This is a genomic window from Mycobacterium sp. 1165196.3 (assembly GCF_001673415.1).
Taxonomy (GTDB): domain Bacteria; phylum Actinomycetota; class Actinomycetes; order Mycobacteriales; family Mycobacteriaceae; genus Mycobacterium; species Mycobacterium europaeum_A.
Window position 1 is genome coordinate 1 of the sequence record NZ_LZLU01000045.1, and the last position, 15,987, is coordinate 15,987.

14 protein-coding genes, 1 tRNA gene and 1 pseudogene are annotated in these 15,987 nt (G+C 69.7%); 7 read left to right on the forward strand and 9 right to left on the reverse strand.

Annotated elements, in window-relative coordinates; all coding sequences use genetic code 11:
• A partial coding sequence (locus tag A5659_RS26710; protein ID WP_197497912.1) for a winged helix-turn-helix domain-containing protein occupies positions 1-109 on the forward strand: 109 nt, incomplete at its 5' end.
• Between the two features lie 107 nt (positions 110-216).
• Here A5659_RS26710 and A5659_RS26715 read toward each other — a convergent pair.
• The 8 genes and pseudogenes from A5659_RS26715 to mfd form a co-directional block, all read right to left on the reverse strand.
• Positions 217-495, reverse strand: a pseudogene (locus tag A5659_RS26715) (hypothetical protein); the annotation flags it as partial.
• Positions 496-596: 101 nt separating this feature from the next.
• Positions 597-1,544: a Ppx/GppA phosphatase family protein gene (locus tag A5659_RS04195; protein WP_067179439.1), complete on the reverse strand. Its 948-nt coding sequence runs from the start codon at positions 1,542-1,544 to the stop codon at positions 597-599.
• A complete protein-coding gene (locus A5659_RS04200; protein ID WP_066871761.1) occupies positions 1,538-2,026 on the reverse strand; it encodes a DUF501 domain-containing protein in 489 nt (162 codons plus the stop codon). Before A5659_RS04200 ends, A5659_RS04195 begins: the two co-directional genes overlap by 7 nt.
• Positions 2,019-2,732, reverse strand: coding sequence for a septum formation initiator family protein (locus A5659_RS04205; RefSeq protein ID WP_067179441.1), 714 nt, complete (start codon positions 2,730-2,732; stop codon positions 2,019-2,021). The genes A5659_RS04200 and A5659_RS04205 overlap by 8 nt, the downstream gene beginning before the upstream one ends.
• Before the next feature lie 20 nt (positions 2,733-2,752).
• Positions 2,753-4,042: a phosphopyruvate hydratase gene (eno, locus tag A5659_RS04210; RefSeq protein ID WP_066871767.1), complete on the reverse strand. Its 1,290-nt coding sequence runs from the start codon at positions 4,040-4,042 to the stop codon at positions 2,753-2,755.
• 56 nt (positions 4,043-4,098) lie between these two features.
• Positions 4,099-4,827: a lytic transglycosylase domain-containing protein gene (locus A5659_RS04215; protein WP_156748818.1), complete on the reverse strand. Its 729-nt coding sequence runs from the start codon at positions 4,825-4,827 to the stop codon at positions 4,099-4,101.
• Positions 4,828-5,146: 319 nt separating this feature from the next.
• Positions 5,147-6,190: a nucleoside triphosphate pyrophosphohydrolase gene (locus A5659_RS04220; protein ID WP_067179443.1), complete on the reverse strand. Its 1,044-nt coding sequence runs from the start codon at positions 6,188-6,190 to the stop codon at positions 5,147-5,149.
• Entirely contained in the window at positions 6,187-9,837 is a 3,651-nt protein-coding gene (gene mfd / locus A5659_RS04225; RefSeq protein ID WP_197497913.1) for a transcription-repair coupling factor, read from the reverse strand. The genes A5659_RS04220 and mfd overlap by 4 nt, the downstream gene beginning before the upstream one ends.
• A gap of 130 nt (positions 9,838-9,967) precedes the next feature.
• Between mfd and lysA the strand changes: the two genes are divergently transcribed.
• A complete protein-coding gene (gene lysA / locus A5659_RS04230; RefSeq protein WP_066871779.1) occupies positions 9,968-11,308 on the forward strand; it encodes a diaminopimelate decarboxylase in 1,341 nt (446 codons plus the stop codon).
• A 13-nt stretch (positions 11,309-11,321) separates the two neighbouring features.
• Here the strand turns inward: lysA and A5659_RS04235 are convergent, their stop codons facing one another.
• Positions 11,322-11,915 (reverse strand): TetR/AcrR family transcriptional regulator, encoded by a 594-nt coding sequence (locus tag A5659_RS04235; protein ID WP_133259221.1) that lies wholly within the window; start codon positions 11,913-11,915, stop codon positions 11,322-11,324.
• Between the two features lie 232 nt (positions 11,916-12,147).
• Here A5659_RS04235 and A5659_RS04240 point away from each other — a divergent pair.
• The 5 genes from A5659_RS04240 to A5659_RS04260 all read left to right on the forward strand — a co-directional run bounded on the left by A5659_RS04240 (position 12,148) and on the right by A5659_RS04260 (position 15,987).
• Positions 12,148-12,219, forward strand: a tRNA-Gln gene (locus tag A5659_RS04240).
• 198 nt (positions 12,220-12,417) lie between these two features.
• Positions 12,418-13,902, forward strand: a complete 1,485-nt coding sequence (gene glmU / locus A5659_RS04245; protein ID WP_066871784.1) for a bifunctional UDP-N-acetylglucosamine diphosphorylase/glucosamine-1-phosphate N-acetyltransferase GlmU — start codon at positions 12,418-12,420, stop codon at positions 13,900-13,902.
• Between the two features lie 103 nt (positions 13,903-14,005).
• Complete coding sequence (locus tag A5659_RS04250) at positions 14,006-14,986, forward strand: ribose-phosphate diphosphokinase (protein WP_064878996.1); 981 nt, start codon at positions 14,006-14,008, stop codon at positions 14,984-14,986.
• Positions 14,987-15,331: an arsenate reductase (glutaredoxin) gene (gene arsC, locus A5659_RS04255; protein ID WP_067179445.1), complete on the forward strand. Its 345-nt coding sequence runs from the start codon at positions 14,987-14,989 to the stop codon at positions 15,329-15,331.
• Positions 15,332-15,348: 17 nt separating this feature from the next.
• A complete protein-coding gene (locus tag A5659_RS04260; protein WP_066872000.1) occupies positions 15,349-15,987 on the forward strand; it encodes an LpqN/LpqT family lipoprotein in 639 nt (212 codons plus the stop codon).

A 15,987-nucleotide genomic window follows, 5' to 3' on the forward strand; every position in this document is an offset into this window, starting at 1 on the left:
TTACCTGCGCGTGTATCTCGCGCAGCTGCGCCGCAAACTCGAGGATGACCCCTCGCATCCCAAGCACCTGCTGACCGAGTCCGGCATGGGGTATCGATTCGAGGTGTGAGCGCGTGGCGCCTGTCCCGCGGCCGGCTGGGCCCCTGAATCACACCAGCCACTCGGCCTCCGCGCGGGTAGCTCAGTTAATTGCCCGCCTTTCCGCGACAACTCGGCCGCCGCCTCGCGTAACGCCAACACGCGCTGATGGATCCGATGTTCGGTGCCGCGCGGCATGTACCCGGGCCCATACCGGCCCCGTCCGAGGCGCCGCACCCGGCCACGTTCGACCTCCCAGCGCAGCGCATCCGAGATCGCCTTCGATGGGCGGCCCCGAACGTAAAACCCATGCCAGTCAAGCGCTTCGGTCAGCTCGGTGATGGTGGCCGGTCCATGTACCGCCAGCTGCATCGCCAGCACGTAGCGCAGCTCGATCCCTTTGAGTGAATAGCCCATCCCCGGACGGTCGCACACGGGTACGACACCGACCGAGTTGTCGCTACGAGGCGGGCAAAAGATATGTCCACTGTTGTAGAGGCCGGTGTGGCGGATGTGACCTACCCGGCGATGGACAACACGATGCCGTCCAGGATGTCGTGCTCGCTGACGGTCAGCTCGTCGATGCCCGCCCGGGCGCGCAACTCGCGGGCCAACTCCTCGACCACGATGGCGCCCCCGGCGATCACATCGGCGCGCCCCGCATGCATCGGCGGCAGCGCCGCGCGCTCGGCCCGCGTCATGGCGATCAGCCGTTCGCACACCGCCAGCAGATCGTCACCGGCGACGCGCGAAAGATGAATGGCCGCAGAGTCATACGTCGTCAGGTTGTGGGCAAGCGCGGACAGGGTGGTCATCGTCCCGGCCAGCCCGACCCAGGTCTTCGCCCCCTCGACGGGCACCACACCGAGGGCCACCTCGAGCCGCTCGCGCACCACCCGGCGCGCCGCCGCGACTTCCTCGGGCGTCGGGGGGTCCGAATGCAGGCAGCGTTCGGTCAGCCGCACGCAGCCGATGTCGGCCGAGTAGCTGGCCGTCACCGCATCGCCGCCCGTGACGATCTCGGTGGAGCCGCCACCCAGGTCGACGACGACGAAAGGCCCCGCCGCAGCGTGCAACTCGCCGACGGCGCCCCGAAACGACAGCGAGGCCTCCTCGGCGCCGGTGATCACCTCCGCCACCGCCCCCGGCAGCACCGCGCCCAGCACGTCGGCGGTCATCGCGAAGAACGCGTCGCGGTTGGCGACGTCGCGGGCGGCGGAGGTGGCCACCATCCGCACCCGTTGTACCCCATGCTGTTTCAGCAACGACGCGTAGTCGGCGAGCGCCGCCCGGGTGCGGGCTATCGCATCGGCCGCGAATTCACCGGTCGCGTCGACACCCTGGCCCAGCCGCACGATGCGCGTCTCCCGGTGCACGTCGCGCAGCCGGCCACCGTCGACGTCGGCGATCAGCAGTCGAATCGAGTTGGTGCCGCAGTCGATTCCGGCGAGCCTGCCGTTCACCATCGGCCGGCCTCCAGGATGCCGGCCATCGCGGGCTCGCCGGCCAGGATCGCCAGCGCCTCGTCGCCGAACGGGTTCACACCAGGCCCCTTGGCCAGCGAATGGGCGATCAGCACGTGCAGGCACTTGACCCGGTCGGGCATTCCGCCGCCGGAGAAGGTGGTGCCCAGCGATTCGATCGCGTCCCGTTCGGCCAGATACGACTCGTGGGCGCGCCGGTAGGCGGCCGCCAATTCCGCGTCCTGGCCCAGCCGCTCGGTCATCTCGCGCATCAACCCCGTCGTCTCCAGCCTGCTGGCGGCGGCCGTCAGCGCCGGATGGGTCAGGTAGTACAACGTCGGAAAAGGCGTGCCGTCGGGCAGTTTCGGTGCCGTCTTCACCACCCCGGGCTCACCATTCGGGCAACGGTAGGCGATTTCGATAACCCCGCGCGGCTCGCGCCCGAGCTGGCGCGCCACCGCTTCCAGGTCGGCACGATCAACCACCGGGACCCGTGGGATTCGGTGCGGGCACCGGACCGGGCGCGCCCGGCTCGGCCGGAGGCGGCGGGGCCTGCGGCGCAGGCGGATTGGCCGGCCGCAGGTGCGGGGCGTCGGCGATGGTGTGCCACAGCGACGTATACCAGGGGTCGGTGTTGGTCGGCTTCGCCGACGGGGATCCGGGCTGCGTCGGCTCGCCCGCCGTCGGCGGGAGCTGCACCTGGAACGGGATGTCGCCGGGCTTGACGAAGCCGAGCCGCTCGCGGGCCTGCGCCGCAATGTAGGCCGGGTCACCGAGTTTGGCCTTGCGCTGCTCCAACTCCGCGACCTGACGCCGTAGCGCCGCCTCGGTGGCGGCCAGCTGATTCATCTCGGTGCGCTGGGCGAAGTAGGTGCGCACCGGTCCGGCGATGGTCAACGTCAGCACGCAGATCACCGCGGCCAGCACCGCCGCCCGGCGCGCGGTGAAACCCAGCCGTTGCTCGGAGCGCTGCTCCACCGATTCGGCGGCCTGGCGCACGATGGGCTCGACGACATGTTCTTGCTGCGTTCGCGCCGTGGCGCGGCCGGCCTGGTTCGCGGTGGGCGACGTCCGCGACGACGGCTTGGAGGACGGCTTGGCCGAGCGACGGCGCCGACCCGTATCCCCGGCCTTCCCCGGGCGCGAGGCCGGGGAGCGCCGTTTGGAGTCGGGCCGTTTCGCGTCAGCCATGTCAACCGTTGCGCGTCAAGCTATTTCGCCTCCACGGCATAACGTGGGAAGGCCAGGTCGCCGGCATAGCGGGCGGCGTCACCGAGCGCCTCCTCGATCCGCAGCAGCTGGTTGTACTTGGCGACGCGCTCGCTGCGGGCCGGTGCCCCGGTCTTGATCTGCCCACTGCCCACGGCCACGGCCAGGTCGGCGATGGTGGTGTCCTCGGTTTCGCCGCTGCGGTGGCTCATCATCGTGCGATAGCCGCTGTGGTGGGCGAGCGCGACGGCGTCCAGCGTCTCGGTCAGCGTGCCGATCTGATTCACCTTGACCAGCAAGGCGTTTGCCACGCCCTTGTCGATGCCCTCTTCCAGGCGTTCGGGATTGGTGACGAAGATGTCGTCACCGACCAACTGCACCCGGTCACCGATCGACGCGGTCAGGGTCGCCCAGCCGTCCCAATCGTCTTCCGACAGCGGGTCTTCGATGGACACCAACGGATACGAGCCGAGCAGCCCGGCGTAGAAGTCGGCCATCTGCGCGGCGGTGCGGGTGCTGCCCTCGAACTTGTAGCCGGTCCCCTCGGTGAAGAATTCGGTGGCCGCCGCGTCGAGCGCCAGCGCCACGTCGGCGCCGGGTTTGAACCCGACCGACTCGATAGCCCGGCTGATCAGGTCCAGGGCCGCGGTGGTGCCCGCCACGTCGGGGGCGAAACCGCCCTCGTCACCCAGGCCGGTGCTCAGGCCCTCCTTCTTGAGCACCGACTTCAGCGCGTGATACACCTCCGCGCCCCAGCGCAGCGCCTCGGCGAAGCTGGGCGCACCGATCGGCGCCACCATGAACTCCTGGATGTCGACGGCGGTGTCGGCGTGCGCGCCCCCGTTGAGGATGTTCATCATCGGCACCGGCAGGATGTGCGCGTTCGGTCCGCCGAGATAGCGGAACAGCGGCAGCTCGGCGGAATCGGCGGCGGCCTTGGCCACGGCCAACGAGACGCCCAGGATCGCGTTGCCGCCCAGCCGCGACTTGTCGGGCGTACCGTCCAGATCCAGCAGCGCCTGGTCCACCAACCGCTGATCGTCGGCGTTCAGGCCGATCACCGCCGGACCGATCTCGTCGAGCACGGCCTGCACCGCCTTCTGCACGCCCTTGCCGCCGTACCGCTCGCCGCCGTCGCGCAGCTCGACGGCCTCGTGTTCGCCCGTCGACGCGCCGGAGGGCACCGCGGCGCGGGCGAACGTTCCGTCGATCAGGGCAATCTCGACCTCGACTGTCGGGTTCCCGCGGGAATCGAGGATCTCGCGGGCCCCGACCTGCTCGATAATCGGCACTGAGTTCTCCTTGCGTCGTAGCCGGTGCGTGCTTCGCCGGTCAGCGATACATCCTGCTACAACGGGTGACCTTTCGCGTAGGCGGTGGCCCAATCGCGGACCGCCCGGGCGTACACCCCGGAGTTGTTGTAGGCCCGCAGCGCGGTGATCCAGCCGCGCGGCGTGGCGAGATCCTTTCCGCGCCAACACAGGTAACCGGCCGCGGCGAGGGCCGCGTCGTCGATGTTGTCCGGGCTGACGCGGCCGTCGTTGTGAGCGTCGACACCATAGAGCCGCCACGTCTCCGGGATGAACTGCATCGGCCCCATGGCGCGCGTCACACCGTCGTCGTCGGTGACGGCCTCCTCGGTGTCGACGATGCGCAGCGTGCCGCCGCTGCCGTCGAGCCGGACACCCCGAATCGGGGGGCTCACATCGCCGTTCGGGGCCAGCCGCGCGCCGCGGTAGGTGCCGTGGTGGCTCTCGACCTGGCCGATGCCGGCCAGCGTGGTCCACGCGATGTGGCATTTCGGGTTCTCGACTTCGGCGACCCGCGCCGCGTAGGCGTAGGCCTCGAGCGCGATCACCGGGATCTCGAGTGCCGCCGACCGCTGTGCCGCCCAGTCCCGCAACTGATCCGCGGGCCGGCCGCTGGCGTGGGTGTCCACGGCGGGCACCGGATCCCCGGCCGGTGGCGGCACGCCGTCAGGGATGAACAGGCTGAGCTGCCAGGTACAGCTGGAGGCCAGAACGATCGCGGTCGCGCCGATCACGGCGGCCGCGCGCATCCAACGCCTCGGCGACACCATGCTTTCCTGAGCTCCCCTAAACTCGCCTGCCCCAACTTCCGCCACACCATCGTCCCATGCGTCCGGGACCTACCCGGTCGCCTCGGGCCCCGGCACACCGACTCGCCGCCGGTTTCAGCTAACCCTCGGCAAGCCGTTGGCCGCTTCGGCCAGCGCTGTCAGACCGACGCCAACCACGGGGATTCGCACCCTCATCGGCGATGTTACCCAGCCAGGACGGCCAAATCGGGCAAACATTCCGTCGGTCGCTCCCTTTCACGGACGAAAGCGCGAATTAGTGGGCGACGGCGCCTCGGTACGGGCGGCGGCGGCCCGGTCAGGCGTCGTCGGCCGCGGCGTCGGCGCCGGACTCCTCGGCGGCCGCGTCGGCCTCGCCGTCGGTAGCCGGCGCCGACCGCTGGGGCTCATCGTCGACCACCGGTACCGCGGTCGGCCAGTGCTCGCGCCACTCCTGCTCGGAGATCTCACCGAGCGGGGCCACGTCGAACGCTGAAGGAACACCGGCGCCGCGGCGCGCCGCCGCGATCGTCCGCTCGACTCCGCGGACCGTCTCCACGAAGTCCAGAACGGCGGTCCGCAACGCACTTTCGGCATCGACGTCGGCCGACACCGAGACCGAGGTGATCTCGCCGGGGATCAGGTCGGCGGGAAGGCCCGCTTTGCCGGCGCGGGCGATGACCTTCTGGGCCAGTGCCAAAGCGGGCTGCCCGGTGTGCACATCGTCCATCACCGATTTCCGCGGCTTCTCGGCCGCCTTCCGCGCTTCCCACTGGGCCAACTGCTCTTCGAGCGAGATCGATTGCCCGGCAAGGACTCCCGGAACTCGGTTGCCCAGTTTGCGCATCAGGGCCGCGGCGACATCGTCGATGGTGAAGGCGGAGTGCGGCGCATCCTCGGCGATGCGGGCATGAAAGAGCACCTGCAGCAGCACGTCGCCGAGTTCGTCGCGCAACTGCTCGGCGTTGCCGCTGCCGACGGCGTCCAGCAGCTCGTAGGTCTCCTCCAGCAAGAACCTGCGCAGCGAATCGTGGGTCTGCTCGCTTTCCCACGGCCCGGCGGTGCGCAGTTTGTCCATCATCGCCACCGCGTCGACCAGCCGCTCACCGCGGGGCGTCTCCGGCGCCGAGATCAGCCGCGCGCCGGCCGCCAGCCGGGCGGTGACGGCGGGGTGTTCCGGATCCGACGACAGCAGCACCGGGGCGTCCTCACCGGAGTGCACCGGGCGCGCCGCCGGCAGCGACCAGGGCACCGCGACGGGCATCTCTTCGGTGTATTGCACCTCGCCGGTCAGGTGCTCGATGGCCTCGACGGGCACCAGCGAGGGGCGGCGGGGGTCGAACAAGACGACGATGGATGTCATCGCGCTCGTCGCTCCTCACTTCTCGCGGGTTCTGAGCTCGTTATATCAACGTCCGTCTGGGGCTTGCCTTGCAGTGCCGTGACCAGGTTGGCCACCATCTGCACCAGCTCGACATCGCGCAGCCGCGGCGCGCCCACCCCGCCGGCGCGCGGAATCGGAACCGACACCGTGGACGTCGTGGCGCGGTAGTTCGCGGCCGGATACATCCGCTTGAGCCGCACCTGCGCCGAATCCGGCAGAGTCATCGGCGACAGCCGCACCGTGGCCGCCGAGGGCGCGGACACCTCGGTGATGCCGGCGCCGCGGCACAGCAGCCGCAGCCGCGCCACCGCGACCAGCCGCAGGGCCGGTTCGGGCAGCGCCCCGTACCGGTCGACGAGTTCCTCCACGACCGCGTCGATCTCGGCGTCGGAGGCCGCGGCGGCCAGCCGTCGGTAGCCCTCCAGCCGCAGCCGGTCGCTGGCGATGTAGTCCGGCGGCAGGTGCGCGTCGACCGGCAGGTCGATCCGCACGTCCTTGGGTTCCTCGGCGGTGGTGACGGTCTGACCGTCGGCGGCGGCCCGGTAGGCCTCCACCGCCTCGCCGACCAGCCGGACGTACAGGTCGAAGCCGACGCCGGCGACGTGCCCGGACTGCTCGACGCCCAGCACGTTGCCGGCCCCGCGGATTTCGAGGTCCTTCATCGCGACGGCCATGCCCGCGCCCAGCTCGTTGTTCTGCGCGATGGTGGCAAGGCGGTCATACGCCGTCTCGGTCAGCGGCGAATGCGGCGGATACAGGAAGTAGGCGTAGCCGCGCTCGCGGCTACGGCCGACCCGGCCGCGCAGCTGGTGCAGCTGGGACAGGCCGAAGGTGTCGGCGCGCTCGACGATCAGGGTGTTCGCGTTGGAGATGTCCAGGCCGGTCTCCACGATCGTGGTGCACACCAGGATGTCGTATTCGCGGTTCCAGAACCCCTGCACCGTGCGTTCCAGCCGTTCCTCCGGCATCTGCCCGTGCGCGACGACCACCCGCGCCTCGGGCACCAGCTCGCGGATCCGGGCCGCCGCCCGGTCGATCGAGCTGACCCGGTTGTGCACGTAGAAGACCTGCCCGTCGCGCAGCAATTCGCGCCGCAGGGCCGCCGCGACCTGCTTGTCGTCGTGCGGACCCACATAGGTCAGCACCGGATACCGCTCCTCGGGCGGCGTCAGGATGGTCGACATCTCCCGGATGCCGGCCAGGCTCATCTCCAGCGTCCGCGGAATCGGGGTGGCGCTCATGGTCAGCACGTCGACGTGGGTGCGCAGGCTCTTGATGTGCTCCTTGTGCTCGACGCCGAACCGCTGCTCCTCGTCGACCACCACCAGGCCCAGGTCCTTCCAGCGCACCCCGGTCTGCAACAGCCGATGCGTGCCGATCACTATGTCCACCGATCCGTCGGCCAGGCCCTCGACGACGGCCTTGGACTCCGCCGGGTCGGTGAACCGGGACAGGCCCTTGACCGTGACCGGGAACCCGGTCATCCGGTCGGTGAAGGTCTGCAGATGCTGGTCGGCCAGCAGCGTGGTGGGCACCAGCACCGCGACCTGCTTGCCGTCCTGGACCGCCTTGAACGCCGCCCGCACCGCGATCTCGGTCTTGCCGTAACCGACGTCGCCGCAGATCACCCGGTCCATCGGGACCGGCTTTTCCATGTCGGACTTGACCTCGGTGATCGCGGTGAGCTGGTCGACGGTCTCGGTGTAGCCGAACGCGTCTTCCATCTCGGCCTGCCACGGGGTGTCCGGCCCGAACGCGTGACCCGGGCTGGCCTGCCGCTTGGCGTACAGCGACACCAGCTCGCCGGCGATCTCGCGCACCGCGCGCCGCGCCTTGGTCTTGGTGTTGGTCCAGTCGCTGCCGCCCAGCTTGCTCAGCGCCGGCGCCTGCCCACCGACGTACCGGGACAGCTGGTCCAGCGAATCCATCGGCACATACAGCTTGTCGGACCCGCCGCCCCGCTTGCTCGACGCGTATTCGAGCACCAGGTACTCGCGCCGAGCGCCGCCGACAGTGCGCTCGACCATCTCCACGAACCGGCCGATGCCGTGCTGATCATGCACCACCAGATCACCGGCCGTGAGCGCCAACGGGTCGACGGTGTTACGCCGCTTGGCCGCCAGGCGTTTGCCCTCGACGGCCGTCACCCGGCTGCCGGTCAGGTCGGACTCGGTGATCACCACCAACGTGGCGCCGGGGATGATGACGCCGTCGTGCAGCGGGCCCTTGAGCACACCGACCACGCCGGCCTTGGGGGCGGCGCCCGATTCGAGCATGGCGGCGGGGGTGTCGCACTCGGCCAGCCGTTCCACCACGCGGTGCGCGGTCCCGGCGCCGGGCGCGACGACGACGGCGTAGCCGCCGGTGGAAACGTGCGCACGCAGCATCGCGAAGATGCCGTCGATGTCGTGCTGATGCCCGCGCGCCGACGGCGCCGCCCGGATCTCCAGTTCCACGGCCGACTCGTCGGACAGCTGGCTCAGCGTCCACCACGGATGCCCGGCGCGGCCCGCCGCGGCCCGCACGTCGTCGAGTTCGGCGAATCCCGACCCGCCGAACTGCGCCACGTCGACGGGGGCGTCGGTACCCAACGCGGCCACCGACCACGATGCTTCGAGGAATTCGCTACCGGTCTTGATCAGATCGGCGGCCCGGGTGCGGACCTTCTCGGGGTCGCACACCAAGACCGGTGTGCGCGGGGCCAATTGGTCGGTGAGCAGCACGTGCTCGCCGGGCCGAAGCACCGGCAGCAGCGCCTCCATGCCGTCGACCGAAATGCCCTCGCCGATCTTGGCCAGCATGTCGGTGACGCTGCCGGTGATGGCGGGCTCGGTGGTGCGGTGCCGCGCGGCCAGTTCGGCGGCGCGCCGCCGCACGTCATCGGTCAGCAGCAGTTCCCGGCAGGCGACCGCGATCACGGTGTCGACCTCGATCTCGGGGATCGAGCGCTGATCGGCGACCGAGAACATCCGCATCTCGCTGACCTCGTCACCCCAGAACTCGATGCGCACCGGGTGCTCGGCGGTCGGCGGGAAGACGTCGAGAATGCCGCCGCGGACGGCGAATTCACCGCGCCGGCCCACCATGTCGACCCGGGTGTAGGCCAACTCGGCGAGCCGGGTGATCACGCCCTCGAATTCGACTTCGGCGCCGACGGTCAGCGTGACCGGCTCCACGAGGCCCAGCTGCGGCGTCATCGGCTGCAGCAGCGAACGCACCGCGGTCACCACCACCTGCAGCGGCGGGCCCAGCCGCGCGTCATCGGGATGGGCCAGTCGGCGCAGCACGGTCAAACGGGCGCCGACGGTGTCGACGCCGGGCGAAAGCCGCTCGTGCGGCAGCGTTTCCCAGGACGGGAACACCGCAACGGCGTCGCCGAAGACGCCGCGCAGTTCGGCGGTCAAGTCGTCGGCTTCGCGCCCGGTCGCGGTGACTACCAGCAGAGGGCCCAACCGCGCCAGCGCGCTGGCGACGAATAGCCGTGCGCTGGCTGGACCCACCAGGCTCAACTCGGCCGGCGACGCGGCCGCGCTGTCGATCAGCTGCTGGAAGGTCGGCGCGGTGAGCGCCAATTCAACGAGCCCCGCGATCGGGGTTTCTGGGCGAGCAGCCCCCGGTGCGGTCATGATGAATTCCATTCTAGGGGCCCTGCGCGACAGGGCCGGACGCACCGAACCACGTCAATATTGAGCTCGCCGCCGTCAAGGGATCGTAAGAAAAGCACCACCGGACTACCCGCGGGCGCACGTTGAATTCATGACATTGCTGGACATCCTGCCGTCCCTCGGTCACGCGGCTCCCCCGCGTTTCGATCCCGCGATCTGGCCCGTCACCGCCCACCCCGACGAGGAGGGCAGGCTGTGCGTCGGCGGCGTACCCCTGGCCGACATCGCCGACGAGTTCGGAACCCCGACCTACGTCATCGACGAAAACGACTTCCGGCATCGCGCCCGCCGTTACCGGCGGGCGTTGCGTGGCGTCGAGGTGGTCTACGCCGGAAAGTCGCTGCTGAGTACCGCCGTGGCGCGCTGGGCCCGCGACGAGGGCCTGGGCATCGACGTCTGCTCGGCCGGCGAGCTGGCCGTCGCCCTGGCCGGTGGTTTCGACCCGGCCCGCATCGTCCTGCACGGCAACGCCAAATCGCCCGAGGAGTTGCGTGAAGCGGTGCGCGTCGGCGTGGGGCGCATCGTGCTGGATTCCTGCATGGAGATCGCCTACCTCGCCGGTCTGGCGCGGCGGCGCCAGCCGGTGCTCATCCGGGTAACCCCCGACATCGACATCCACGGACACCGCGCCGTCACCACCGGCGTCAGCGACCAGAAGTTCGGCTTCACCCTCGCCGGCGACCACGCCGCCGAGGCCGTGCAGCGCGTGCTGGCGCATCCCATCCTCGACCTCGTCGGCCTGCACTGCCATATCGGCTCCCAGGTCACCGACCCCGCCCTGTACGGCGAGGCGATCCGCCGCATGATCCCTGCGATGGCCGATATCCGGGCCCGGCACGGCGTCATCCTCACCGAGCTGAACATCGGCGGCGGGCACGCCGTCCCCTACGTCCCCGGCGATCACGAGCTCAACCTCGAACAGCTGGCCGATGTCATCGAGAACGCCCTCGACGACGCCTGTGCCGCCGAGCATTTCCCCCGCCCGCAGGTGGTGGTGGAGCCGGGCAGGGCCATCAGCGGGCGGGCGGGTGTCACGCTGTATCGGGTGTCCTCGATCAAGGCGCAGAACAACGGCCGCACCTTCGTCGCCGTCGACGGCGGCATGAGCGACAACCCGCGGGTGTCGTTGTACGTCGCGCGCTACGAGGTCGCGCTGGCGAACCGGCACCCGCTCGGGCTCAAGCAGCGCGTCACGGTGGCCGGCCGGCACTGCGAGTCGGGCGACGAGATCGCCCGCGACGTCGAGCTTCCCGCAGACCTGCACCCCGGCGACCTGCTGGCCGTGGCCTGCACCGGCGCCTATCACCACAGCATGGCGTCGAACTACAACATGGTCGGGCGCCCGGCGCTGGTGGCGGTCAAGGACGGCCGGGCCCGCGAACTGGTTCGCCGGGAAACGGTGGCCGACCTGCTGGCCCGCGACCGCGGCTAGCCGTGCGGGCCGGCTACTCGTCCTGCAGCCGGGGATCGGCTTCCAGGTGGGTCAGGCCGTTCCACATCAGGTTGACCAGGTGCGCGGCCACCACTTCCTTCTTCGGCTCGCGGGTGTCGAGCCACCACTGCGCCGTCATCGACACCGAGCCGACCAGCGCCTGCGCGTACAACGGCGCCAGCCCGGGGTCCAGGCCGCGGCGGGAGAAGTCGCCGGCCAGGATCGAGCTGACCTGGTTGACGGCGTCATTGAGCAGGCTGGAGTAGGTGCCGGAACTGATCGCGGCCGGCGAGTCGCGGATCATGATCCGGAACCCGTCGGTGCGCTCTTCGACGTAGGTGAGCAGCGCCAGCGCCACCCGCTCGACCCGCACCCGCGACCGGTTGTTGGTCAGCGACGACGTGATGCCGTCCAGCAGCGCCGACATCTCCCGGTCGACGACGACGGCGTAGAGGCCTTCCTTGCCGCCGAAGTGCTCGTAGACGACCGGCTTGGACACGTTCGCGCGCAGCGCGATCTCCTCGATCGAGGTGCCCTCGTACCCGCGCTCGGCGAACAGCGTGCGTGCGATGCCGATCAGCTGTTGGCGGCGCTCGGTGCCGGTCATCCGCGCGCGCGGTGCCCGCACCTCTTTGTCCGGGTCCTTCTGCGTTTGGGGGTCCAGCACGGCCACGTCAATCAGCGTATCGGTCGAAAGCCCGCAAGCGGCCCGCACCGTCGTCGGACTGGGTCTAGATTTGTCCGACTCCGTCTCAGCCCGCAAGCGGCCCGCACCGTCGTCGGACTAAAGTCATCTTGGCGCGAGCGGTCCCAACCCGCCGCTCGCCGTGGGTTAGCGATCCGTCGTGGTGTAATCGGCAGCACCTCTGATTTTGGTTCAGATAGTTCAGGTTCGAGTCCTGGCGACGGAGCTTCGTCCGCATCGAGCGTGGGGCCTAGGCATGAAACGACCACAGTTTCCCTACGCAGGGCCCACACTCGACGGGTTGACCTGAAGAGTCGTTCTACGGCTCGGTTTTTGCCTTCACCGCAGCTGAGGTGACACGCTTGACGGCGTGTCGGCGCTTGACGCGCGCAGCCCGCGCGGACAAACCCAACGAGGAGGGTCGATGTCGTCTCCTGGTGACACCGCGGTCCTGGTGCTAGCGGCCGGGCCCGGCACCCGGATGCGGTCGGACACCCCGAAAGTCCTGCACACCATCGGTGGGCGCAGCATGCTGGCCCACCTGCTGCACGCGATCGCCAAGGTGGCCCCCCAGCACCTGGCCGTCGTGTTGGGCCACGACCACGAGCGCATCGCACCGCTGGTCGCCGACTGGGCCGACGCCCTGGGACGTCCCATCGACGTGGCGCTGCAGGACCGGCCCCGCGGCACCGGCGACGCGGTCCTGTGCGGGCTGTCCGCACTGCCCGCCGACTACGCCGGAGTGCTCGTCGTCACCTCGGGGGACACCCCGCTGCTCGACGCCGACACCCTGGCCGACCTGATCGCCAGCCACAGCGCCGCGCCGGCCGCGGTCACGGTGCTGACCACGACGGTGAGCGACCCGAGCGGCTACGGCCGCATCTTGCGCACGCAGGACAACGAGGTGATGGCGATCGTGGAACACGCCGACGCCACGCCCTCGCAGCGCGAGATACGCGAGGTCAACGCGGGCGTCTACGCCTTCGACACCGCGGCGCTGCGCTCGGCGCTGAACCGGTTGAGCTCCAACAACGCCCAGCAGGAGCTCTACCTGACCGACGTCATCGCCATCCTGCGCGGCGACGGCCTGGCCATCCACGCCCGCCACGTCGACGACAGCGCGCTGGTGGCCGGCGTCAACAACCGCGTCCAGCTCGCCCAGCTGGGCGCCGAGCTCAACCGCCGCATCATCGCGGCCCACCAGATGGCCGGCGTCACCGTCGTCGACCCCGCCACCACCTGGATCGACGTCGACGTCACGATCGGTCGCGACACCGTCGTCCACCCGGGCACGCAGCTGCTGGGCCGCACCCAGGTCGGCGCGCATTGCGTCGTCGGGCCGGACACCACCCTGACCGACGTCAGCGTCGGTGACGGCGCCTCGGTGGTGCGCACCCACGGCACGTCGTCGTCCATCGGGGCCGGCGCGACCGTCGGCCCCTTCACCTACCTGCGGCCGGGCACCGTGCTGGGCGACGACGGCAAGCTCGGGGCGTTCGTCGAGACCAAGAACGCCACCATCGGCACCGGGTCCAAGGTGCCGCACCTGACCTACGTCGGGGACGCCGACATCGGCGAACACAGCAACATCGGCGCGTCCAGCGTGTTCGTCAACTACGACGGCGAATCGAAGCGGCGGACCACCATCGGCTCGCACGTGCGCACCGGCTCGGACACCATGTTCGTGGCGCCGGTGACGGTCGGCGACGGCGCCTACACCGGCGCGGGCACGGTGGTGCGCAACGACGTCCCACCCGGGACCCTGGCGGTCTCCGCCGGTCCGCAGCGCAACATCGAGGGTTGGGTGCGGCGCAAGCGCCCCGGCAGTGCGGCCGCGCAAGCGGCCGAGGCCGCCGAGAAAGCCGCCGGTCAAACCGCCACAGCGGGCCCCGCGCCAGAAGCCGACTAGACACCGTGCATTCGTTCGCTGGCAACCCGGCCACATTTCCGTACGATTCGCCTCGTACGATGGGGCGTTCCATTCCCCACCCCGATATGGCGAGGGCAGTGCGTTGAGCCACGACTGGACCGATAACCGCAAAAATTTGATGCTCTTCTCCGGCCGTGCGCATCCGGAGCTGGCGGAGCAGGTGGCCAAGGAGCTCGACGTCCACGTCACCGCTCAGACGGCGCGCGAGTTCGCCAACGGCGAGATCTTCGTGCGGTTCCACGAATCCGTGCGCGGCTGCGACGCGTTCGTCCTGCAGTCGGCGCCGGATCCGGTCAACAACTGGCTGATGGAACAGCTGATCATGATCGACGCCCTCAAGCGGGGCAGCGCCAAGCGGATCACCGCCGTCATGCCGTTCTACCCGTACGCCCGGCAGGACAAGAAGCACCGGGGTCGCGAGCCGATCTCGGCGCGGCTGGTCGCGGACCTGCTCAAGACCGCGGGCGCGGACCGGATCGTTACCGTCGACCTGCACACCGACCAGATCCAGGGCTTCTTCGACGGACCCGTCGACCACATGCGGGGACAGAATCTGCTGACCGGCTACATCCGCGACAACTACCCCGACGGCAACATGGTGGTCGTCTCGCCCGACTCCGGCCGGGTGCGCATCGCCGAGAAATGGGCCGACGCGCTGGGCGGCGTCCCGCTGGCCTTCATCCACAAGACCCGCGACCCGCGGGTGCCCAACCAGGTAGTGTCCAACCGCGTCGTCGGCGAGGTGGCCGGCCGCACCTGCGTGCTGATCGACGACATGATCGACACCGGTGGCACCATCGCCGGCGCGGTCAAGTTGCTGCGCGACGAGGGCGCCGGTGACGTGATCATCGCGGCGACCCACGGCGTGCTCTCCGATCCGGCCGCCGAGCGGCTGGCCGCCTGCGGCGCCCGGGAAGTGATCGTGACGAACACCCTGCCCATCGGCGAGGAGAAGCGCTTCCCGCAGCTGACCGTGCTGTCGATCGCGCCGCTACTGGCCAGCACCATCCGCGCCGTATTCGAAAACGGCTCGGTCACAGGGCTTTTCGACGGAGACGCCTAGATGGCCGACTCTGTCATCTACCACAACCCCAAATGCAGCACCTCCCGTAAGACGCTGGACCTGTTGCGCGACAACGGCATTGAGCCCACCGTCGTCCAATACCTCAAGACCCCGCCGTCGCGTGGCGAGCTGGTGAAGATGATCCGCGACGCCGGCATCGACGTGCGCACCGCGGTGCGCAGGCGGGAAGCCCTCTACGACGAGCTCAACCTCGCCGACGCCACCGACGATCAGTTGCTCGACGCCATGGTCGAACACCCCATCCTCATCGAACGCCCCTTCGTCGTCACCCCGAAGGGCACTCGGCTGGCCCGCCCGATCGACGCGGTCCGCGAGATTCTGTGACTCGGCTCGGCCGGCGCATGGCCGCTGCCGCGATGATTGCGGCGGCTTTCTCGTCCGGCGGCTGTGCACCGAAACCGACTGACTACCAATCGATCCTGTCGACGACGTCGACGGCGACGACGACCAAGCCGGCCGAGAAGCCGGTTCCGTTGTCGCAGTATCTGCAGGGCATCGGGGTGACCGGGGAACCGGTGGCACCGGGTTCGCTGCCCGACCTGACGGTGTCGATACCGACACCGCCGGGCTGGTCGCCGTTCACCAGCCCGAACATCAGCCCACAAACGCTGATCATCTCCCAAGGCGGCAAATTTCCGACGGCGCGCCTGGTGGTGTTCAAGCTCAACGGCGAGTTCGACCCGGCCCAGGTGATCAAGCACGGCAACGACGACGCGCAACTGTTCCCGAACTTCAAGCAGCTGGACGCCTCCGGCAAGCCCTACAACGGCTTTCCCTCCTCGATGATCCAGGGCAGCTACGACCTCGAGGGTGGCATGCGGCTGCACAGCTGGAACCGCATCGTCATCGCGACCGGATCGCCACCCGCCCACCAGCGGTACCTGGTGCAGCTGACCATCACCGGCTTCGCCGATCAGGCCGCCGCGCAGTCAACCGACATCAACACGATCATCAACGGATTCGTGGTCGCGGCAAAGTGA